At 72.2% G+C, this 20,992-nt stretch carries 20 protein-coding genes; 10 read left to right on the top strand and 10 right to left on the bottom strand.

The window, feature by feature from the left end; translation table 11 throughout:
• Positions 1 to 66: 66 nt before the first annotated feature.
• A complete protein-coding gene (locus OG570_RS29855) occupies positions 67 to 1,062 on the bottom strand; it encodes a YncE family protein (RefSeq protein ID WP_326952454.1) in 996 nt (331 codons plus the stop codon).
• Positions 1,063 to 1,888: 826 nt separating this feature from the next.
• Here OG570_RS29855 and OG570_RS29850 point away from each other — a divergent pair.
• Entirely contained in the window at positions 1,889 to 2,899 is a 1,011-nt protein-coding gene (locus tag OG570_RS29850; RefSeq protein ID WP_326951569.1) for an ABC transporter substrate-binding protein, read from the top strand.
• A 189-nt stretch (positions 2,900 to 3,088) separates the two neighbouring features.
• On the opposite strand, the gene mdlC is transcribed toward OG570_RS29850, so the two are convergent.
• Positions 3,089 to 4,675, bottom strand: coding sequence for a benzoylformate decarboxylase (gene mdlC, locus OG570_RS29845; protein ID WP_326952453.1), 1,587 nt, complete (start codon positions 4,673 to 4,675; stop codon positions 3,089 to 3,091).
• A gap of 176 nt (positions 4,676 to 4,851) precedes the next feature.
• Positions 4,852 to 5,631, bottom strand: a complete 780-nt coding sequence (locus tag OG570_RS29840; RefSeq protein WP_326952452.1) for a class I SAM-dependent methyltransferase — start codon at positions 5,629 to 5,631, stop codon at positions 4,852 to 4,854.
• Between the two features lie 670 nt (positions 5,632 to 6,301).
• Here OG570_RS29840 and OG570_RS29835 point away from each other — a divergent pair.
• The 4 genes from OG570_RS29835 to OG570_RS48385 are packed head-to-tail and all read left to right on the top strand — an operon-like array spanning position 6,302 to position 10,296.
• A complete protein-coding gene (locus OG570_RS29835) occupies positions 6,302 to 8,044 on the top strand; it encodes a non-ribosomal peptide synthetase (protein WP_326952451.1) in 1,743 nt (580 codons plus the stop codon).
• The gene (locus tag OG570_RS29830) at positions 8,041 to 8,748 is read left to right on the top strand and encodes a thioesterase II family protein (protein WP_326952450.1); all 708 of its coding nucleotides are present in this window, start codon (positions 8,041 to 8,043) and stop codon (positions 8,746 to 8,748) included. Before OG570_RS29835 ends, OG570_RS29830 begins: the two co-directional genes overlap by 4 nt.
• A complete protein-coding gene (locus tag OG570_RS29825) occupies positions 8,748 to 9,926 on the top strand; it encodes a cytochrome P450 (RefSeq protein WP_326960204.1) in 1,179 nt (392 codons plus the stop codon). The genes OG570_RS29830 and OG570_RS29825 overlap by 1 nt, the downstream gene beginning before the upstream one ends.
• 31 nt (positions 9,927 to 9,957) lie before the next feature.
• Positions 9,958 to 10,296 (top strand): hypothetical protein, encoded by a 339-nt coding sequence (locus OG570_RS48385; RefSeq protein ID WP_442788198.1) that lies wholly within the window; start codon positions 9,958 to 9,960, stop codon positions 10,294 to 10,296.
• 15 nt (positions 10,297 to 10,311) lie between these two features.
• Here the strand turns inward: OG570_RS48385 and OG570_RS29815 are convergent, their stop codons facing one another.
• The gene (locus tag OG570_RS29815; protein ID WP_326952449.1) at positions 10,312 to 11,292 is read right to left on the bottom strand and encodes a helix-turn-helix transcriptional regulator; all 981 of its coding nucleotides are present in this window, start codon (positions 11,290 to 11,292) and stop codon (positions 10,312 to 10,314) included.
• Between the two features lie 112 nt (positions 11,293 to 11,404).
• Between OG570_RS29815 and OG570_RS29810 the strand changes: the two genes are divergently transcribed.
• Both OG570_RS29810 and OG570_RS29805 read left to right on the top strand, forming a co-directional pair.
• Positions 11,405 to 11,872, top strand: coding sequence for a VOC family protein (locus tag OG570_RS29810; protein ID WP_326952448.1), 468 nt, complete (start codon positions 11,405 to 11,407; stop codon positions 11,870 to 11,872).
• Positions 11,873 to 11,934: 62 nt separating this feature from the next.
• Positions 11,935 to 12,966, top strand: a complete 1,032-nt coding sequence (locus tag OG570_RS29805; protein WP_326952447.1) for an aldo/keto reductase — start codon at positions 11,935 to 11,937, stop codon at positions 12,964 to 12,966.
• Between the two features lie 15 nt (positions 12,967 to 12,981).
• Here the strand turns inward: OG570_RS29805 and OG570_RS29800 are convergent, their stop codons facing one another.
• From OG570_RS29800 to OG570_RS29790, 3 genes are all read right to left on the bottom strand, one after another.
• Positions 12,982 to 13,308: a hypothetical protein gene (locus tag OG570_RS29800; RefSeq protein WP_326952446.1), complete on the bottom strand. Its 327-nt coding sequence runs from the start codon at positions 13,306 to 13,308 to the stop codon at positions 12,982 to 12,984.
• A 131-nt stretch (positions 13,309 to 13,439) separates the two neighbouring features.
• A complete protein-coding gene (locus tag OG570_RS29795; protein WP_326952445.1) occupies positions 13,440 to 14,129 on the bottom strand; it encodes a M15 family metallopeptidase in 690 nt (229 codons plus the stop codon).
• A gap of 99 nt (positions 14,130 to 14,228) precedes the next feature.
• On the bottom strand, positions 14,229 to 14,399 hold the full coding sequence (locus OG570_RS29790) for a hypothetical protein (RefSeq protein ID WP_326952444.1): 171 nt from the start codon (positions 14,397 to 14,399) through the stop codon (positions 14,229 to 14,231).
• Positions 14,400 to 14,488: 89 nt separating this feature from the next.
• Here OG570_RS29790 and OG570_RS29785 point away from each other — a divergent pair, with 89 nt between their 5' ends.
• The gene (locus OG570_RS29785) at positions 14,489 to 15,097 is read left to right on the top strand and encodes a class I SAM-dependent DNA methyltransferase (RefSeq protein ID WP_326960202.1); all 609 of its coding nucleotides are present in this window, start codon (positions 14,489 to 14,491) and stop codon (positions 15,095 to 15,097) included.
• A 20-nt stretch (positions 15,098 to 15,117) separates the two neighbouring features.
• On the opposite strand, the gene OG570_RS29780 is transcribed toward OG570_RS29785, so the two are convergent.
• Positions 15,118 to 16,281 carry an acyl-CoA dehydrogenase family protein gene (locus tag OG570_RS29780; RefSeq protein ID WP_326952443.1) on the bottom strand — a complete coding sequence of 388 codons (1,164 nt, stop codon included), beginning with the start codon at positions 16,279 to 16,281 and terminating at the stop codon, positions 15,118 to 15,120.
• Positions 16,282 to 16,464: 183 nt separating this feature from the next.
• Between OG570_RS29780 and OG570_RS29775 the strand changes: the two genes are divergently transcribed.
• Positions 16,465 to 17,676, top strand: coding sequence for an oxygenase MpaB family protein (locus tag OG570_RS29775; protein ID WP_326952442.1), 1,212 nt, complete (start codon positions 16,465 to 16,467; stop codon positions 17,674 to 17,676).
• On the opposite strand, the gene OG570_RS29770 is transcribed toward OG570_RS29775, so the two are convergent.
• Entirely contained in the window at positions 17,623 to 18,849 is a 1,227-nt protein-coding gene (locus OG570_RS29770; RefSeq protein ID WP_326952441.1) for a TetR/AcrR family transcriptional regulator, read from the bottom strand. The two genes, OG570_RS29775 and OG570_RS29770, sit on opposite strands and share 54 nt — an antisense overlap.
• A 232-nt stretch (positions 18,850 to 19,081) precedes the next feature.
• Here OG570_RS29770 and OG570_RS29765 point away from each other — a divergent pair, with 232 nt between their 5' ends.
• The gene (locus OG570_RS29765) at positions 19,082 to 19,702 is read left to right on the top strand and encodes a hypothetical protein (protein WP_326952440.1); all 621 of its coding nucleotides are present in this window, start codon (positions 19,082 to 19,084) and stop codon (positions 19,700 to 19,702) included.
• Here the strand turns inward: OG570_RS29765 and OG570_RS29760 are convergent.
• On the bottom strand, positions 19,699 to 20,991 hold the full coding sequence (locus OG570_RS29760; protein WP_326952439.1) for a trans-sulfuration enzyme family protein: 1,293 nt from the start codon (positions 20,989 to 20,991) through the stop codon (positions 19,699 to 19,701). The two genes, OG570_RS29765 and OG570_RS29760, sit on opposite strands and share 4 nt — an antisense overlap.
• Between the last annotated feature and the right edge of the window lies 1 nt (position 20,992).

The raw sequence follows: 20,992 nt of genomic DNA, 5'->3' as shown, positions 1-20,992 counted from the left end.
CGTCACGTCGCCGATGATCCTTACCTGAACGTTACGGCCTCGCCGACTGTCCACTGTGCACAACGGTCAGCGCGGGTCGATCAGCTCGAGGACGCCGTCGGCCGTGCCGGTGACGAACAGCCGCCCCGTCGACGAATCCACGCCGACCGTGTTCGGCTGCCGGACCGTCGGCAGCCGCACGACCTCCGTCGGCGTACCGGAGGAGAGGTCGATGCCGACCACCTCGTTGCGCGCGGTCAGCGTCACCCACATCCGGTCGCGCACCGGGTCGTAGGCGATCCCGTACGGCGTCCCCGGCAGCGCCAGCTTCCCGATCTGCTCGAGCCGCGGCGTGAGCCGGTAGAGCAGGACGGCGTTGCCGCGGGTGTCGGCCACGGCGAGGTGCCCGCGCTTGTCGGCGAGCACGTGCGTGGGCCCCGCCCCGGCGGGCACGCGCCCGACCTGCCGCAACGCCCCCGCGTCGTAGACGGTGAGGTCGTTCTGCCGGACGTCGACCAGCCCGACGAGGTCGCCGACCGCGGCGAGCCCGGCGGGCTGGGTGACGTCGGAAAAGGTGTGCACGACGTGCCCGTCGCGGACGACGACGACGCTCTTGCCCAGCTCATTGGCCACGAAGTACGAGCCGTTGGCGGCCCGGGTGGCGTCGTGCGGGACCACCCCGGTCACCACGGTCGTGGTCACCTCACCACCGGGCAGGGCGATGGTCAGCAGCGAGTTCGACGTCTCGTCGGGCACCAGCACCGGCCCACCGGGCGCGGCCAGCTGCAGGTGCCGCAGCCAGCCGGGCAGCGGCACCCGTTTCACCACCTGCCCGGTCCGCGCGTCGACGAGGGCGAGCGCGTTCGGCTCGCGGACGCCGACCGCGACCAGGTGGGTGCGCGCGTCGGCCACGACACCTTCGGGGGACGTGCCGATCGGCAGCACCTGGCCGGCCGGGGGCCGGGCCACCCCGGGAGCGGCGGCGGGCTCGGCCGCGGGCGGCAGCTCGGCGGGCTTGTCCGCGACCGGACTCGAGCAGCCGGCGAGGAGGACGGCGGCCAGGCACCACGGAGCGAAACGCACCGGTAACCCCTTTCGACGAAGGCCGCCCACGTTAGGCACCCCACGCAGGTCAGGTGGGCCGGCGACGCGTTCGGTAAGGAGGCCGTAAGGTCGCCGATCCGACTCGGCAGCCGTGGCTCACCGCGGTAGCTCGACGACCATGGCTCGGCGGCGGTAGCCCGTCGGCGGTGGCTCACCGGCGGTGCGGGCGAGCCGGGCGAGGGCGGCCGTGGCTCACCGGCGGTGCGGACGAGCCGCGCGAGGGCGGCCGTGATTCACCGGCCCTGGCTCACCCGGCCGGGCGCGAGCCGGCAGTGACCACGATGGACTCCCCGGCCCGGTACCGGCGGGAGCGATCGGGGTCCGCAGCACGTCCAGGCCGGGCACGAACCCCGCCTCCGAGCGATCTGTCGCGATCGGACAACGCGCGCCCGGTCCGGTGACTGTCCGTTCCGGAACGTCCTGTTTCGACCGAGTCGTCCACGTGGGATCCGCCGCACAGTTGCGCACGCCGTCCACACCGGACGGGACCGTCCGGGCCACGCCTGCCCTGGTCCAGGCCCACTCCGGCGTGCTCGGCCGCCGGGAGTTCCTGACGTTTCAGATTCACGATCTTCGTCCTACACTGGGTGAACAGCTCCTACGAACGGACCAGTGAGTCTAGACCGAAGGCCAAAAAAGTGACGTGTGTCATCCTCCCGAGTATTGACCCCACCCGTTGTGAGCAAGCTGTCACCGCCTCTACAGTGGCCCGCGTGACTCCCCGAGAATGAGTCACGCACTCCCATCGGATTCGGTCCCCGAACCGTCATATTTCTTCAAGGAGCAAGCCTTGCTTGGAAACGCCATGAGCGGTGGCCGGGTTCGCACTCGCCGCGCCGCGCTCGGGCTCGCCCTCATCGCCGTCGCCGCCACCGCCCTCTCCGGGTGCAGCTCGCTCGGCTCGGACAGCTCGAACGCCTCGTCGACCGGTGGCGGCGGTCTGGAGAAGACCAAGATCAAGGTCGCGATCTTGCCCACCGTCGACACCGCTCCGCTGTGGCTCGCCCAGGACAACGGCTACTTCAAGGCCGAGGGCCTCGAGGTCGAAGCCGTTGTGGCCGCGAGTGGCCAGGCGGCCATGACGAAGGCGATTTCCGGCGAAACCGACATCGCGATCTCGAGCTACTTCCCGTTCTTCGTCGCGAAGAGCACGGGTGCGGCCGACCTGCAGTTCGTCTCGGACGCGACGTCGATCAGCCCGAAGTCCGTCTCGATCGTCACGGTCCCGAACTCGCCGGTGAAGTCGATCAACGACCTCGAGGGCAAGAAGATCGCGATGACCGCCAAGAACACGGCGAGCGACCTGCTGGCCAAGTCCCAGATGAAGGACCACGGCGTCGACATCACCAAGGTGAACTGGGTCCAGATGCCGTTCCCGAACGTCGCGGCGGCCCTGCAGCAGGGTCAGGTCGACGCGGCCTTGCTGCCCGAGCCGTTCCTCTCGCAGGCCGCCAAGTCCGCGGGCGCGATCCCGGTGGTCGACGTCAACACCGGTGCCACCCAGGACTTCCCGCTGTCGGGCTACGCCTCGACCAGGAAGTGGGTGCAGGCGAACCCGAAGACCCTGGCCGCCTTCCAGCGCGCGATGGCGAAGGCCACCAGTGACACGACCAACGACCGGTCCAAGGTCGAGCCGATCCTGGTCAAGTACGCCAAGATCGACGAAGGCACGGCGAAGCTGCTCAACCTGCCCGCCTTCGTCGCCAAGCTGGACGCCCGGCGCCTGCAGCGCGTGCCCGACCTGATGCTCCAGATGGGCGCGATCACGACCGCCGTGGACGCCGCCTCGATGATCGCCCCGCAGGTGACCAGCTGAGGTAGCAACCGCTTCCGCGGACTCACCGGCCTGGCCGGCTTCCCCCTGCTCCGGGAGGAAGCCGGCCAGGCCGCTTTGCGTGGCAGGAGCCACGCTCCACACAGGAACGCCCGCCTTCCGCAGCCGGTATGTGCTGCGGAAGACGGGCGTTCTGGCGGAACCGAGGGACTCAGCGGCGACGCCGGTGCGTCAGTACGGCGACTTCTCCGCCGAGGTGACGCGGATGTGCACCAGCGTCGGGCGCGAGTCGGCGAACGCCGCCGTCAGGCCGGAAACCAGGCCGGACGGCTCCGAGATCGTCACACCCTGGCAGCCCATGCTCGACGCCAGTGCGGCGAAGTCGATGCCGCCCAGCACGGTGCCCGGCAGCTTCCCGCCACCGATCGAGTCGCCGAAGATGCGGACCGCCGCGTACTCGGTGTTGTCCATGATCAGGATCGTCACCGGCAGCTCCTGACGCGCGGCCGTCCAGAGGGCCTGGATGCCGTACATGCTCGAGCCGTCGCCGACCACGCCGATCACCTTGCGGTCCGGCCGCGCGAGCGCCGCGCCGACGACACCCGGGACGCCGTAGCCGAGCGTGCCGCTGGCGACCGTCAGGAAGCCCGTGTCGGTCGCGGTGATCGGCAGGTGGTCGTGCATCACCCCGCGGTGGCTGGGTGCCTCCTCGACGACGATCGCGTTGTCCGGCAACAGGTCCGTGAGCGTCGAGTAGACGAACTCGCCGGTCAGCTTCTCGCTGCTCGGCTTCGCGGGCCGCGCCAGCGGCGCGGGCGCGGGCCGGCTCGTCTCACCGACGGCGTCGACGAGTGCGCGGATGCCGAGCTTCGGCGTGGCGCGGATGCCGGTGCCTTCGAAGGCCCGCGCGAGGATCTGCTCGTCGTCGCTGACGATGAACAGCGGCGGCAGCGGAGCCTCCCCGCGACCGCGGTCGACGTGGTAGGTGAATGCGGGTGCGCCGAGCACGACGACGAGGTCGTGCGCGGCCAGCTTGTCCGAGATCGCGCCGCGCTCGGGGTCCAGGAACCCTTGGAACAGCGGGTGGTTCTCGGGGAACGAGCACCGGGACGACATCGGCGCGACCCACACGCCCGCCCGGACGCGCTCGGCGAGGGCGACGGTCTCCCCGACGGCACCGTCCTGGTCGACGGCCCCGCCGACGACGATGGCGGGCCGTTCGGCGGCCTCCAGCGCGGCGGCGAGTTCGGCGACGGCCTCGGGATCCGGTGCGAAGCCGCGGATCCGCGGCCGGCTGATCATCGGGCGTTCGGTGGTGGCGGTCCAGTCGTCGGCCGGGACGGACACGAAGACCGGACCGGACGGCGCCTGCGTCGCGACGTGGTAGGCCCGTGCGAGCGCGGCCGGGACGTCCTCCGCGGTCGCGGGTTCGATGGACCACTTCACGTACGGCTTGGGGAATTCGGGGGCGTCCGTCGCACCGAGGAAGGGATCGTGCGGCAGCAGCGAGCGGCTCTGCTGCCCCGCGACGATGATCAGCGGCGTCCGGTTCTTGTAGGCGGTGTAAAGGCTGCCGAGGCCGTGCCCGACGCCGCCGGCGGAGTGCAGGTTGACGAGCACGGCTTTGCGCGCCGCTTGGGAGTAGGCCTCGGCCATCGCCACGACGGCGGACTCCTGTAGCCCGAGGATGTAGTCGAAGTCGTCCGGCCAGTCGGTCAGGAACGGGACCTCGGTGGTGCCGGGGTTCCCGAACACCGTGGTGAGGCCGAGTTCGCGGAGGAGTTCACGGGTGGCGTCGAGGACCGTGCGCTTGATCATGCCCACAGACTAACGCTTAGCTTCGCGAAGGAAACCCCCAAAGGGCCGCCCGGTGCCGCGCTGGGCCGCGTATTTGCGTTGTCACTGACGGCAATCGGAGACGTGCTCTTCGTGCACGCCGGTCGGGGCGGGGTCGTGGTCGAGACCACTCCCCCGCCACCGAGGGGTGGGCTCGCTCAGCCCCGGCGGCCGCGCGCGCCGACGGTCATCCAGCTGTAGTCCACAAAGGACGGATCTTCGTACACCGCGTACGCCTCGTCGAGCACCTCCCGGGTGACCAGGCCGGTGGCGAGCGCGTGCTCCTCGACGAGCTTCGTCGTGCCCTTGAGCCAGCCCGCCAGCGGCCGCCCGCCCCGCGCCGGCAGGACCACGCCCTCCGCGGCGCACTCGAGCAGGCCGGCCGCCTCCAGCGCGACCGGCAGGGTGCGGCCCCACTCCGGGGCGGTACCGACCCGGTCCGCCATGACCCGCGCGAGCGCCGCCATGGTCTGGCGGGTCGCCGGGTGCGAGGACAGCTCGGGCAGCGTGACACCGATCTCGATGAGCAGCCACCCGCCGGGCTTGAGCCACGACGACAACCGCTTGATCACGGCGTCGCGCGCGGGCAGGTGCTCCAGCACGAACCGGGTGTGGATGACGTCGAACTCCCCGGGCGCGTCGTCCGTGGTGACGTCGTGGTGCAGCACGGTCACCCCGCGGTCGGCGAGCGGGCCGAGGAACGCGAGGCTGAGGTCCGTCGCGACCACGTTCTCCGGGCCGGCCAGGTCGGCCATCCTGTCGGCCACCGAACCCGCTCCGGCGCCGACCTCCAGGCACCGCCACCCCCGCCGCACCCCGAGGCTTTCGAGCTGCCGGAAGCTGAACGGGTCGAAGCTCTTCTCCAGCAGGCCGAGCCGGTGGCGCTCGGCCTCCGCCTGGGTGTCGACGAAGTTGTTCCAGCCGATGGTCTGTGACATCCGGTGTTTCCTCATTCGATCAGATCGGGCGACGCCGCATCGTACGGCTCGCCGCGTCACGTCCGACAGGCCCGGACTCCCCTTTTTTCGGCGCCCTCGAACAAAGCCGGCCTGCCGAACGCGCCGTCGATCGCAAAAGCCGTCGTCGCGTCCGCCGCCGACGCTCCGAATTGGACCGACTGGCGTAATCACCGCCGCCGGACGTGACGGGCATCACTGCCCGGGTGGCTACCGCACTATCCACGTCGGACCGGCGACCGGGAAAGCGCCACGGTGATCCAAGGCGCGGGAGCCGGTTCCGGAACTTGGGACCAGCCGTCGCCGATCACTGTCACAGGCAGTCACAAACCCGCGCGGCGCGCGATGTGGATAGTCACTTTTCGCAATACTGTCAAATCATTGGTGAATCCGACCGGTCCTACGCTAATCGGGTTATCCACCCTGCCACGAACGGTCGCATACCATGGTCGGCGGCGCATTCGGAGCAGTTGCGCTGCGTACAGTCCGACTAGGCGAAGAGGGTCGAACACCTTCGGGTGGTATTGCTTCGGACGCGATCTCACCGTAACTTCTCCAGCGATCAGTCGCCCTTCCCCGGTCCTGACGATCACCCCCCGTCGACGAACGCGCCGGGTCACCCTTTGTCGGTTTCATTGTCGCGTCCGAAAGAATGGATTCCAGCACGATGACGGATCTCGCGTTGCCGGTGAACGCCGCCCGAAGCAGGAGCATCGGGTTGCTGGAGGCCGCGGTCGAGCGGTGGGCGGCCGAGCGGCCCACCGCCACGGCGTGCTCCGCGCCGGACGGCGTGCTCGGCTTCGCCGGCCTGGCCGAGCGGACGACGGCGATCGCCGGGGCGCTGGCGGCCGCCGGCGCGGGACCGGGCACCACCGTCGCGCTGACCACCGGACGGTCCCGGCTGGCCGTGGCGAGCCTGCTCGCCGTGTGGCGCCTCGGCGCGACGGCGGCGCCGCTGGACGAGCGGCACCCGGCCGCCCGGACCGCCGACGTGCTCGCCGACGCCGGCGTGTCGCTGATCCTCGGCCGGCGGCCGCCGGGCGCACCGGCCGATCTGCCCGTGCTCGACCCGGACAGCGCCCGGGGCGGGGCGTTCACCGCGGCCGGGGGCGAGATCGCCTACCTCATCCACACTTCGGGCAGCGCGGGACGACCGAAGGGCGTCGAGGTCACCTACGCGGGCCTGGAAACCGCGCTGGGCGCCATGAGCACCCTCCACATCGGACCGGGCGGCCTGGGGATCAACCCGCTTTCGCCCGCGTTCGACGGCTGGCTCTGGTGCGTGCTGCTGCACCTGCTGAACGGGATCGGCACGGCGATCCTCGACCTCGCCGACGACGGCGAGCACGTCGACCTCGCCGGCCGGATCGCCGCGATCGCGCCGCGCACGGCCAGCCTCACCCCGTCGCTGCTGGCCTCCTGCGCCGACGCGCTCGCCGGGGCCGAGGTCGTGGTGGTCGCCGGGGAACGCTGCCCGCGCGGGCTGCTCGAGGTGCTGCTGGCCCGGCACCGGGTGCTGAACGTCTACGGGCCCACCGAGGCCACGATCGCCGCGACCTGCGCCGACAGCGCCCGCGGCGACGACGTCACGACCATCGGGCGCCCGCTGCCCGGCTACCTGGCCCGGGTGCTCGACGACGACCTGCGGCCGGTGCCCGCGGGCACCCGCGGCGAGCTGTGCCTCGGCGGCCCCGCGCTCGCCCGGGGCTACCGCGGCGACCCCGACCTCACCGCGCGCCGGTTCGTCACCGTGGACGGCGAACGGCTGTTCCGCACCGGCGACGAGGTCCTCGCCCACCCGGACGGGCAGCTCGAGTTCCTCGGCCGGCTCGACACCCAGGTCAAGGTGCGCGGGTTCCGGATCGAGCTCGGCGAGCTCGAGCAGGTCGTCGAGCAGCTGCCGGCCGTGCTCGCGGCCACGGCGTTCGTGCGGACCGACGGCGGCACCCTCGGCGTCGCCGCCGTGCTCGCCGACGGGCACGACCCGGTCGCCGGCGCCCTGCTCGTGCGCGAGCACTGCCGGACGTTCCTGCCCGAGCACCTGCTTCCGTCCACAGTGGACTTCGTACCCGCGCTGCCCTACACCGACCGCGGCAAGGTCGACCGGGACGCGCTCGCGGTGGCCGCCGACGCGGCGCGCCCCGCCGGCCGGGCGCCGGCCACCGCCCGCGAACACGAGGTCTGCGCCGTCTTCGCCGAGGTGCTCGACCAGCCGGTGGCCGACGTCGCTGCCGACTTCTTCGAGCTCGGCGGCCACTCGCTGCTCGCCGCCCGGATGGTGGCCACGCTGCGCAAGCGGACCGGGCTGCGGGCGTCGATCCCGTTGCTGCTGGGCAACCCCAACCCGGCCGCGCTGGCCCGGGAGCTGGACCTGCTCGCGGCGGTGTCCGCGTGAGCGCCTGGGTGGTGCCGTGGCACCCGTCCCCCGCCGGCCGCCCGACCCTGGTCTGCGCGCCGCCCGGCGGCTCCGGCTGCAACCGCTTCCGCGGCTGGCAGGCCCGGCTCGGGCTGGCCGTCTCGGTGGTCGGCGTGCAGCTTCCCGGGCGGGAGAACCGGTTCGCCGAGGAGCATCCGGCGACCTTCGCCGACGCCGTCGCCGCCGTCGCCGCGGACCTCGCCGAGCTCCGGGCGGGCGCGCCGCTCGTCATCGTCGGCGAGAGCTTCGGCGGCCTGCTCGCCTACGAGCTCGCGCGGGCGGTGGGGCCGGACGCGCTCGTGCTCGCCGCGACCGAGCCCCCGGGCAACCGGTCGGCCGCCGAGCACCTGGTCATCGACGAGCAGATCCTGCGCGACCTGTTCGTCTCCGGCCCGCCCGAACTCCGCGATCTCGACGAGGACAGCCAGGAGTTCCTGCTCGACGTGCTGCGCCGGGACGACAAGCTCGCCGACACCCACGTGCTCGCCGAGAAGTTCCGGGTGGACTGCCCGATCCACGCCTGGTCCGGCGACCTGGACGAGGTCGTGCCGGGGCACCTGCTCGACGGCTGGGCCGGCTACAGCACCACCGGCACCACCCGGCGCGCCTTCGCCGGGAGCCACACCTTCCTGACCGATCTCGCCGACGAAACCGTGCCCGCGCTGGGGAGCCTGCTGTGCTGATGGACCTGACCGACGACCTGAGCTTCGCCGGCACCGAATTCTGGCCGCACTTCGCGTGGCTGCGCGAACACGACCCGGTGAGCCGCCACCCCGACGCCCACGGCGGGTTCTGGGTGGTCAGCCGGTACGCCGACGTGCTGTCGGTCTACCGCGACGCGGCCGGGTTCAGCTCCCGGCACGGGATGCGGCTGGGCACCAACCAGACCGCGGTGGACGCCGTGACCGGGCAGATGCTGATCGTCTCCGACCAGCCGGACCACGCGCAGCTGAAGACCGTGCTGGCCAAGGGTTTCTCGCCCGCCGCGATCCCGCACGCGGAGGACCTGGTGCGCACCGTGGTGCGCGGCCTGCTCGACGACGCCCTTGCCGCGGGCGAGGTGGACGTCGTGGAGACCGCGCGCCGGCTGCCGACCCGCGTGGTGTGCGCGCTGATGGGCGTGCCGCGCGAGGAGTGGGACTGGCTCGGCGGCACGATGAACGACGCCTTCGAGGGCGAGGACGAACAGAGCAGGCTCGCCGCGCACGCCGAGATCTTCCTGTACTTCTCGGAACTGGTGCTCGACCGCCGGGAGCGCCCGGGCGACGACTTCGTCAGCCGCATCGCCGCCGACCGGCGGTCCACCGCGGACGGCACGAAGCGGCCGCTGACCGACACCGAGATCGTGGTGAACTGCAACGGTGTCCTCGCGGGCGGCAACGAGACCACGCGCTACTCCGCGGCCGGCGCCGTCCTCGCCCTGATCGAGCACCCGGACCAGTGGGCGGCGCTGCGGGCCGACCCCGGGCTGCTGCCGAGCGCGGTCGAGGAGGTCCTGCGCTGGACCACCCCCGGCGTGCACGTGCTGCGCACCGCGACCGCGCCCACCACGATCGGCGGCGTCGACATCGCCGCGGGCGACCGGGTGACCCTGTGGAACGTCTCGGCCAACCGCGACGACGCCGAGTTCGGCGACGCCGGCCGCTTCCGGGTGGACCGCACACCCAACCGCCACCTCGCCTTCGGCGGCGGCCGTCACCAGTGCCTGGGGGCGCGCCTGGCCCGCCTGGAACTGACCGTGTTCCTGGAGGAACTGCTGAACCGGGTGACCGCCGTGGACATCGTGGGCGAGCCGCGCTACACGGCGTCGAACTTCACCTGGGGCGTGCGCGAACTGCCGGTGCGGCTGCACCCGGCCTGATCGTCCAGTCGCTGTCCTGCGAGTCTGCTCGATGGGCTTCGTGATCCAGGTGGTTCCTGACGGTGCGGGCGGTGCCGTCAGGGGCCGCCCGTGCCGTCAGGGGCCGCCTGGGCGCGAAGACGACTCTGTCGGCGACCTCGAGTGGGTCGTCTCGGTGGATTCGAGTGTGGTTGCCCGCCGCGCAGCCAAAGGTTCCCGCGGCGGCCGGCCACCCGCCTTCGATGCCGAGGCCTACAAGCAGCCCAACGTCGTGGAGCGGTGCTTCAACCGGCTCAAACAGATCCGTGACCTGGCCACCCGCTACGCCAAACGCGTTGCCTGCTACCAGGCCGAACTCACCATCGCCGCGATCGTCCGCCGGCTCCGATGACTTGCAGGACAGCGCCTAGCCGGCGGCGCGGCCGGCCCGCCGGGACAGTTCCGCGAACGCCGCACGCAGCTGCGGCGGGGCGATCACCTCGATCTCGGTGTCGAAGCGGGCCAGCGCCCCGGCGAGGGCGGCCCAGGACCAGGAGCCCGACGTCAGCCTGGTCCGGGTCGCGCCGAGCGCCTCGACGACGCCGTCGCCGGCGAACGGGGCCACCTCCGCCACCGGCAGGTCGAGGATCACCTCGCCGCGGCAGGGCCAGGCGTCCGCGGTCTCGGATCCCTTGAACCGGGCCGACAGGAACGCGGCCACGTCGCCGCCCGGCACTTCGCGGGGCGCGAACCGCGGCCCGTTCGGGATCCGCGGTGTCATCCGGTCGGCGCGGTAGGTCCGCCAGTCGTCGCGGTCGGGATCCCAGCCGACGACGTACCAGCGCCCGGCCCGCACCACCAGGTGGTGGGGCTGCACCCGCCGCGGCGGACCCGGCTCGGCGTCTTCGGGGCGCCCCGGCGAGCGGTAGTCGAACCGCAGCTCCTCCCCCGCGCGGACCGCGGCGCTCAGCGTGAGCAGCACCCCGGTGTCGACCTGGGGCCCGCCGGGGCCGGCCGCGCTGATCTCGAGGGCGTCGACGCGCTGCCGCAGCCGCGACGGCAGCACCTGCCGCACGGTGGTCAGGGCCCGCGCGGCCGCCTCCTCGATGCCCGCTCCGGTGCCGACGGCGATCCGCAGCGCCACCGTGAGCGCGACCGCCTGCTCCTCGTCGAACAGCAGAGGCGGCAGCTGGCTGCCGGCTTCGAGCCGGTAGCCGCCGTCGGGGCCCTTGACCGCGTGGACGGGATAACCCAGCTCGCGCAGCCGGTCGACGTCGCGGCGCACGGTCCGCTCGCTGACGCCCAGCCGCTCGGCGAGCAGGCCGCCGGGCCAGTCACGGCGGGCCTGCAGCATGGACAGCAGCGACAGCAGCCGGCTGGAGGTGGTCGTCGAGGAGGCGATCGGCATGGTTTCACCATGCCACAAGTAGCGGACGTTCCCTGTCCGCTACTGCTGGCATCGTCGTTCCTGGTGCCGGAGACCTCCGGCACCAGGAACCACTCGTGAAGGACCGGAACACATGTCGCTCAGCGCTGTCACCCACCTGAACTTCCACGGCCAGGCCCGCGAAGCCCTGGAGTTCTACCAGTCGGTGTTCGGCGGGCAGCTCACCGTCGCCACCTACGCCGACTTCGGGATGCCCGCCGAGGTGCCGGGCGCCGACCGCGTCGTGTTCGGCCAGGTCGTCGCCGACAACGGCTTCCGGGTCATGGCCTACGACGTGCCCGGCGCGCAGACGCCGGCCGCCCCGGGCGCGCCCACCACGCGTCGCGAAAACGGCACCACGATCACCACGGAGCCGTTCTTCCTCTCCGTCCGCGGCGAGAGCGTCGACGAGGTCACCCCCGTCTGGGAGGGCCTCGCCAAGGGCGGGGCCGTGATCGAGGCGTTCGGCCCCGCCCCGTGGGCGCCCGGCTTCGGGATGCTCGCCGACCGCTTCGGCGTCACCTGGATCGTCGACGTCGCGGCCGAGTACGCCCAGGCCTGACCGACCCGCGGGGAGTGCGGCCGGTCCCGGCCGCACTCCCCGCACCCCCACAGGAGAAACCCATGCAGACCCGCCCGCTCGGCCGGACCGGCATCCAGGTCAGCGCCTACGCCCTGGGCACGATGATGTTCGGGCCGTACGGCAATCCCGACCCCGACGACTGCGCGCGCATCGTCCACCGCGCCCTCGACGGCGGCATCACGCTCATCGACACCGCCGACGTCTACGGCGGCGACGGCGAGTCCGAGAAGATCGTCGGGAAGGCCCTGCGCGGCCGCCGCGACGACGTCGTCCTGGCCACGAAGTTCAACGGCCCGATGGGGTCCGGCCCCAACGAACGCGGCAGCTCCCGCCGGTGGATCGTGTCCGCCGTCGAAGGATCGCTGCGGCGGCTGGGTGTCGACCACATCGACCTCTACCAAGCCCACCACCCCGAGCCCGGCACCGACGTCGAGGAAACCCTCGGCGCGCTGACCGACCTGCTGCGGGCGGGCAAGGTCCGCGCGATCGGTCACTCCAACCTGCCCGCGTCGGACATCGTCGAGGCCCAGTGGGTGGCGCAGCGCCGCGGGCTGGCCCGTTTCCGGTCCGAACAGCCGCACTACTCGATCCTCAACCGCGGGATCGAACGCGAGATCCTGCCGGTCTGCGAGCGCTACGGGCTGGGTGTCCTGGTGTGGAGCCCGCTGGCGATGGGCCTGCTCGCCGGGCGCCTGCGCAAGGGCAGCGCGGAAACGGCGTCGGCCGGGCGGCTGCACTGGGCGGGGCGGCACATGACCGACGAACGCAAGCTCGACGCCGTCGAAGCCCTCGCCGGGGTCGCCGATCAGGCCGGGCTGTCGCTGCCCCACCTCGCGCTGGCGTTCGCGACCGCCCACCCCGCGGTCACGTCGGCGATCATCGGCCCACGCACGCCCGAGCAGCTCGACGACCTGCTCGCGGGAGCGGGCACGCTCCTCGACGACGACGTGCTCGACCGCATCGACGAGATCGTCGCGCCGGGAACGGACGTCGGACCGATCGACGTCGCCTACGTCCCACCGGCACTCGCGCACCCGGAACTCCGCCGACGCCCGGCGGCGCACCGATCTTGACGTCGGCTCGGCCGGTCAGCGCGCGCCCTGGTGTTCCCCGCCGGTGTCGAAGTGCCGGTCCAGGTACGCTTCCGGCGGCAAGGAGCTGTTGCGCAGCAACGAGAACACCTCGATGCCCTCGGTGAGGTCCTTCTCCCCGGTCTCGTACGCCTGGGCGAGCCCGAGGTAGGTGACACCGGTGTTCCCGGCGTACTCCCGGGCTTCCGCCTCGGCGCGCGCGATGGCGGCGTCGAGATCGGCCGCGCGCCACAGCGTGATCCGCTCCTCGTACGGCCGGTCGTCGGGCTCGGTCCACCGGAAGACGCAGCGCACCGCGTACCACTCGTCCGCTTCGTCGGTCATCGCCCTGTTTCCCCTCTCGCCAAGGGAAACACCCTAGTGTCGCGAGGCCACGACGACCCGCCCAGGGCCGCCGCCGATCCGGCCGGCGGCGGTCCTGGGCGTGGTCCGTTCCTTCGGTTTTCCTTACGGGGTCAGGGCTTCTCGAAGTGCTGGTAGTCGATCGGGGTGTCCCAGGAGCCGCCCCAGGTCCAGCCGCGGGTGCTGAACGCTCGCTCGGTGGTGTCGCCCGCGTGGATCATGCCCGGCGCGTTGAGCGTGCGGTCGGCGTAGGGCGCGCCGTTGGGCGGGTAGATCGCGCCACTGCCGGAGATGTAGGGGTTCTGCACGGTGTTGACGTCGATGGCGCGCCCGTAGGAGTGGTTGGACCACGCGGTGCCGCCGGTGATCGCCCGGCAGTTGAACGCCGAGGTGTTGTTCGCCGCCATCGACGCGTCGTCGTCGGAGCCGTACTTCTCCACGGTCTCCATCCGCTCGATCGGGAACCGGGCGGCGTACAGGTCGCCGAAGGCGTAGGCGACTTCGACGGCGCGATCGGCGTTGACGACCAGTTCACCCTGGTGCACCGCACCGTCGAAGCCGAAGAACCGCAAGCTCATCAGCCGCAGCTGATCGGGACCGACGGGGCAGCCCTCGTGCCAGCTGGAAGCGAGCCGCTGCGCGGTGACGGGCCTGATGAAGGCGACGTAGGGCGGAAGGCCGCTGGCCACCGGCGCGGCGACTTCGACGGTCTGCACCGTGGCGGCCGACGCCGGCGTGGCACCGGTGAAGACCACGGACAGTAGGAAGGTGATGACAGCGAAGACTTTTGTTCTCGGTTTCATGAAGCCACCACGCCCGGCCCCGCGGTTCGGCTTAGTCCGAGTCGGATTCGCCACAGCCGGGCCGGTTCTCCGGCCGTGGCCCGGGTTTCCCCCGCCGGGTCAGCGCGCCCGGACGTCGTGGCCACAAAGGCCGGTGCCCGACTCCGCCTTGGTGCCGAACCAGCGGTGCGCGGCCGCCGACAGGCCTTCGGTGTCGCGCACCCCGCTCGGCGCCGACCAGGCCCGGTAGCCATTCGGAAGGAAGCCGTCGATCTCCTGGTCGCTGATCACGTCGCCGAGGCCGGGTCCGGCGCGAGTTCGCCGGCAGTGTGCTCGCCGATCCGGTCGCCGGAGCCGGATCGTGGGCTACCGTGCGGATCATGGGCACAGACGACTGGCTGGGCGACGTCCGGACCTCCTACGACACCATCGCCGTCAGCTACGCCGATCAAGTGCGCGACCTCTTGATCGAACAGCCGTACCTGCGGACAGCTCTCGCGCTGTTCGCCGGCAACGTGCGGGCCGCCGGCGGCGGGCCGGTGGCGGATGTCGGCTGTGGGCCCGGGTATGTCACCGCTCACCTGCACGGACTCGGCGTCGACGCGTTCGGCATCGACCTCTCCCCCGGGATGATCGACGTGGCCCGGCGCGACCATCCCGGCCTGCGGTTCGAAGTGGGGTCGATGACGAACCTGGCCCTGCCCGACGCCTCGGTGGCCGGCCTGATCGCCTGGTGGTCGTTGATCCACATCCCCGACGACGAGGTGCCGGTCGTGTTCGGGCACTTCCACCGGGTGCTGCGGCCCGGCGGGCCGCTGCAACTCGGATTTCACGTCGGCGATGGGTCACCGTCGGAAACCGAGCACCTCCGGCGGCCGGAGCAGGTGGCGACCTGGCTGCGCGAGGCCGGTTTCGGGATCGAGGCCCAGTTTCTGCTGCACCCGGACGAGAAGCCGGGCGCGGTTCTCTTCGCTCGCCGCGAGTCTTAGCATCCCCGCCGAAGCGAGAGTCACAAGCCCAGGTCGCGGCCGACGATCTCCTTCATGATCTCCGTGGTGCCGCCGTAGATGGTGGAGACGCGTGAGTCGAGGTAGTCGTGCGCGATGCGGTATTCGAGCATGTAGCCGTAACCGCCGTGCAGCTGCAGGCACCGCCCGACGATGTCGACGTACTGTTCCGTGGTCCAGAACTTCGCCGCCGCGGCGTCCACTGAGGACAGTTCGCCGCGGGAGTGCCGGGCCAGCAGGTCGTCGATGTAGCTGCGGCTCACCCGCACGGCGGTGACCATTTCCGCCAGTTCGAAGCGCGTGTTCTGGAACGAGCCGATCGGCTTGCCGAACGCCGTGCGCTGCTTGACGTAGTCCAGGGTGCGCTCCAGCACGCCCTCCGACGACGCCACGGCGTTGGCGGCGATCGAGATCCGCTCCTGGGGCAGGTTGCGCATCAGGCCGGCGAAGCCCGACCCCTCCGCGCCGAGCAGGTTGGCGGCCGGCACCCGGACGCCCTGGAAGAACAGCTCGCTGGTGTCCTGGGCGTGCAGGCCGATCTTCTCCAGGTTGCGACCGCGGGAAAAGCCGGCCCGATCGGCCTCGACGACCAGCAGGCTGAGCCCGCCGTGGCGGTCCGGGCCGGTCCGGACGGCGGTGACGACGAGGTCGGCGTTCTGACCGTTGGAGATGAAGACCTTGCTGCCGTCGACCACGTAGTCGTCGCCGTCGCGGACGGCGGTGGTGCTGATCCCGGCCAGGTCGCTGCCGGTGCCGGGCTCGGTCATCGCGACCGCGACGACCAGCTCGCCGGCGGCGATGCCGGGCAGCCAGCGGGCTTTCTGCTCGTCGTTCGTCAGGTCGGTGAAGTAGGGCACGACGATGTCGTTGGACAGCGCCACGCAGGCGAGCCCGTCCGACACCGGGTTACGCGAGAACTCCTCGCCGATCACGGCGTTGAAGCGGTAGTCGGTGATCCCGCCCCCGCCGTACTCCTCGGGGATGGAAAAGCCGAGGATCCCGGCGCGGGCGGCCTCCCGGAAGAGCTCGCGGTCGACCTTGCCCGCCGCCCGCCACCGCTCGGCGTGGGGCGCGGCGTGCTTGTCGACGAACGCGCGGACCGTGTCCCGCAGGAGCTCGTGGTCCTGGTCGTAGAGCGACCGCTCGGCCGGGCTGACTGTGGTCACACGAACTCCTTCGACGCCTGCGAACCGGTTCCGGCCGGCGACGGCCTTGCTGACCGGCACCCCGCTTCGATATGTTAACGAGGAATCGCACCCGCACACAAGCTCGAACACGACGTCGTGGCACCAAGTCCAGGCCAGACAGCAGAGATGCACGTAACAGCCTCCAAGGAAGCAGGTATGTAAATGAGCAATCTCAGCAGAAGGAGTGTCTTGTCCCTCGGTGCGGCGCTCGGGCTCGCGGGTGTGGCGAGCACGGCCGCCCCCGCGTGGGCCTGGTCGTCGACGGGGTCGATGGCCGGCACCGGCTCGGGAGCCGACCCGTGGCAGGTCTGGGACGACCCGGTCGACGGTCTGGTGGCGGTGCTGCTCGACAACGGCCAGGTCCCGGCGGTCAACGCCGCGCTGGCGTCGTGGGCGAACAACAACGACCCGGTGCCCAGCAGCCTGCCGGCCGCCCTCGCCGCGCACCTCCAGCAGGCCGCGAACCTGCCCGCCTGGGCCGACCGCGCCAAGCTCCGGCTCGCCGCCGACTTCAACCGGCGCAAGGACACCTACCTGTTCATGCTGTACGGCCTCGGCAGCGGCATCATGAGCACGGTCATCCCGCGGGAGGCCGAGTCGGTCTACTGGTCCGCGGGCGGCGCCAACATGAAGGACCGCGCGGCCAAGACGTTCACGTTCGGCTACGACCTGAGCGAGCTGACCGCCTACGAGCCCACCGGCCAGTTCGTGGTCACCGCCAACAAGACGCGGCTGGTGCACGCCGCGGTGCGCCACCTGCTGCCGCGGTCGGCGCACTGGCAGGCGGCCACGGACACGCCGATCCCGATCAGCAACGGCGACATCCTGGTCACCTTCCACAGCCTGGGCACCTTCGTGCACCGGAAGCTGGTCGAGTGGAAGGTGCCGATGACGGCCGCGGAGGAGGAGGCCTTCCTGCACATGTGGCAGGTCGCCATCCACCTGCTCGGCGTGCGCGACGAGTTCATCCCCAAGACGTGGGCCGACGCGAACGCGCAGTCGGCGTACGCGCTCACGCCGATCCTCGCCCCGACGACCGAGGGCAAGGAACTGGCCAAGGACCTCCTCGGCCTGACCGCGCAGGTCGATTTGGGTGTGACACGCGGATTCCTGAACGAGTTCGTGCGCTACGTGCTCAACGACAAGATCGGCGACTGGCTCTCCCTGCCCCGCGACTACGCGGCGGCCACCCTCGTCCGGACCGGGTGGCCCACCTACATCGCGTTCCGGGAGGGGCTGTTGCCCGTGCTGCCCGTCGGCTTCTACATGTTCGACCAGTTCGTGCGGGCGCTGGCGATGCTGTTCCTCAACAACGGGACGTCACCGACGAGCACCACCATCGTGATCCCCACCGCGAACCGGCCCGGCGCCTGACCGGCGCGCCGGGAGTCCCAGCGCCCCGACGACCAACGCGGTGACGGCGGCGCGGTGGTCCGGGCCGTCCTGCCACCGCAGCCGCCGGCCGGCCTCGACCACCACGCCGAAGCCCGCGTGCACCAGCGCCCGGGCCTGGCGCGGATCGAGGTCCGGGCGGGCCAGCCGCAGTTGCTGCTCCCAGACGGCGATGTGCTCGCGCTGCGCGACGGCCAGCGGGCGTTGCAGGGCGGCCGGCAGGCCGGCGACCTCGGCGTCGGCGACGCTGGTGAGCGCGGTGTGCTCGAAGCTGTAGGCCACGTACGTCGCCGCCAGTGCGACGACGGCGTCGTGCGGGCCGGCCACCCCGTGCAGGTTCTGTTCCACCGCTTGGGCCAGCAGGCCCGCCGCCTGCAGGCAGGCCGCGGCCAGGATGTCGGCCTTGGCGGGGAAGTGGCGGTAGATCGTCGACGGGACCAGGCCCGCGGCCTCGGCGATCCGGCCGTTCGTGACGGTGGCGAAGCCGTCCCGTTCGAACAGCGGGACGGCGGCGGCGAGGATCTCCGCACGCCGGGTGCGCGGCACGGGCAGGACCGGCAGCTCGACGGCGCGCGCGCTCCCGACGGCCGCCGCGGGATTGGTCGCGGCGACGCGCAAAGCGGCCGCCAGCAGCAGGTCCTCGGCCCGGCGCGGAGCGATCGAGGTGCGGTGCATCGTGACCGACGCGATCGCGCCGAGGGCCGCCGCGGCCCGCAGGTGCTCGTCCGGCAGCGGGTGCTCACGCCGCACCACCCGGGTCACCCGCGCGACGACGTGCGCGAACTTCGCCCTCAGGACCCGGCGGTCGTCGCGGTCGAGGTAGCGCGCCTCCCACCGGTACAGCCCGCCCGCCGCGCGATGGGCGACGGTGACCCGGGTGACGGCCGCGAGCAGGTCCGCCAAGGCCGCGTCGGGCGGCACCTCGTCGACCGCGGCGACGAGCCGGTCCACCATGACGTTCGCGCACTCGGCGAACAACGCGTACTTGTTCGGGAAGTGCCGGTACAGCGCGGCCGCGGTGATGCCCACCGTGGTGGCGATCTCCTCCATGGACGCGGCGTGGTAGCCGCGCTCGCTGAACACCCGGCCCGCCGCTTCGACGATGAGCTGCTTGCGGTTGCGCGGCCGGGTGGCCGCGGGCGACTCGGCGGTCATCGGCGGACCCGGGCGAACGGACGCGGGAGCAGGGCCATGCGTGCCAGTCAATCACGAGCCGGACCGAGGGCCCGGGATCAGCACGGTCGCCCGGCCGCGGGACGGACTGTGGGTGCGCCACCGACGAATCCGGCACCTCGGCGGGATCCGCCACTTCCCATTCGACGGTTTCCGCGGTCGTGACCGATGCGCCGGCCCTCGCCTCCGACCGATTTCGGGCTAGATTGGCGGTATGGGGAGATTCGGGGTCGCTCTCGCGGCCGTACTGGTCCTGGCCGGCCCGGCCGCGTGCTCGGCCCCGAAGACCGCCGCCGTGACGTCCGCGCCGGCGACGACCGCCACGACCGCGCGCCCGGCCACGACCCCGCCGGCCACCACGACCCCGGTGGCGCCGCCGTTCACGCCGCTGGTGTCGCCCGCGAAGGTGACGGCCGCGTGCCCGTTCCTCGGCCCCGGCGAAGTGCAGGAGCTGATCGGCACCAGCGAGGACATCGTCGCGGCCGAGCAGCCGCCGGACCCGACCCACGTACCCGGCACCGAGTTCCAGTGCCGCTACGAAGGCAAGTACCGGACGCCCTGGGTGCTCGACATGTGGATCATCGCGTCGTCCCGGTCCTACACACCCGCCAGGGCGGTCGAAAACAGCAAGCGGGACTGCCGCGGCCCCGCGACCACCCTGCCCGGGATCGGCGAGGGCGCGATCCACTGCCCACTGGCCGCCGCCGACGGCGACGCCCTGGTCATGACCGGCAAGCGGAGCCACGGCCAGAACCGGACCGCGACACTGTACCTGCGCGAGCACCGCACCGACGTCTACACCGCACTGGCGCGGAAGCTCGCCGACCGGCTCTAGAGCGCCGCGCCCAGCTCGGCGACGAGGTCGGCCGGCTCTTCGATGCCGACCGAGAGGCGGACCAGCCCGTCGGTGATCCCGAGAACCGCCAGGTCCTCCGGGGCCAGCGACCGGTGCGTGGTCGTGGCGGGGTGGACGAGTGTCGTCGCGACGTCGGCCAGGCTGGGCGACAGCGGGATCGCCGGCCCGAGGCGGCGGATGAGCTCGTCGACGGCGCGGCGGCCGCCGGCGAGCTCGAAGGACAGCATGCCGCCCGTTCCGCCCGGGTAGAGCCGGGCCGCGGTGGCGGCGTGCGGGTGGCCGGGGTGCGCCGGGTGGTGCACGCGCGTGACCGCCGGGTGCGTGGCGAGGAACTCCGCGACGGCCGTCGCGCCGCGGGTGTGCGCCCGCATCCGCAGCGGGAGGGTCTTCAGCCCGAGCAGGGCCAGCCACGCGTCGAACGGGCCCAGCGTGGCGCCGACGTGGACGATCGACCGGCGGATCCGCGCGACGAGGCCGGCGTCGCCGGCGACGATGCCGCCCATCGCGGCGGAGTGGCCGCCGAGGTACTTGGGGATGCTGTGCCACACCAGGTCGGCGCCGTGGTCGAGCGGCCGGATCAGGGCGGGCGTGGCGAACGTCGAGTCGACGACGAAGGTGGCACCGGCCGCGGCGGCGAGCGCGGCGAGGGCGGGCAGGTCGGGCACCCGCATGGTCGGGTTGGTCAGCGCCTCCACGAGCAGGAGCCCGGTCCGCGGGGTCAGCGCCCGTTCGACGTCGCCGGGGTCGGCGGCGTCGACGAGGGTCGTGGTGATGCCGAGCCGGGGCAGGTCGACCTCGAGCAGGCTGCGGGTGCCGCCGTAGGCGTTGCGGTCGGCGACGACGTGGCCGCCGGCCTCGACGAGGGCGAGCACCGTCCCGGTGAGCGCGGCCATGCCGGACGCGGCGGAGACCGCGTCGGCCGCGCCTTCGAGGTCCGCGACGGCCTCTTCGAGCACCTGGCCGTTGTAGTGCCCGAACCGGTAGTAGACCTGCCCGCGCTCCTCGTCGTCGAGGACCCGGTGCAGCGACGCGAGGTCCGGGTAGGCGTGCACGGTGCTCTGGTGCAGCGCCGGCACCAGGGGCGGGGCCGCGCCGGGCGGGGTGTGGGTGCCCGCTCGCGCGGCGCGGGTCGCCGGGTGCGCGCTGGGGTTCATCGTCACCGTCCACTTCGGATTGTCGCTGCGCCGGGCGGCCGCCCGGCGTCGGGAATCCCGCCGGACCTCGCCGCCGGCTCGCCGGGTGGACGGCGAGCCGGTCGATGAGGTCACG

The sequence above is a fragment of the Amycolatopsis sp. NBC_01286 genome, from assembly GCF_035982555.1.
GTDB lineage: Bacteria > Actinomycetota > Actinomycetes > Mycobacteriales > Pseudonocardiaceae > Amycolatopsis.
The sequence above is the reverse complement of the archived record's forward strand: the minus strand, read 5'-3'. Positions and strand labels throughout refer to the sequence as shown.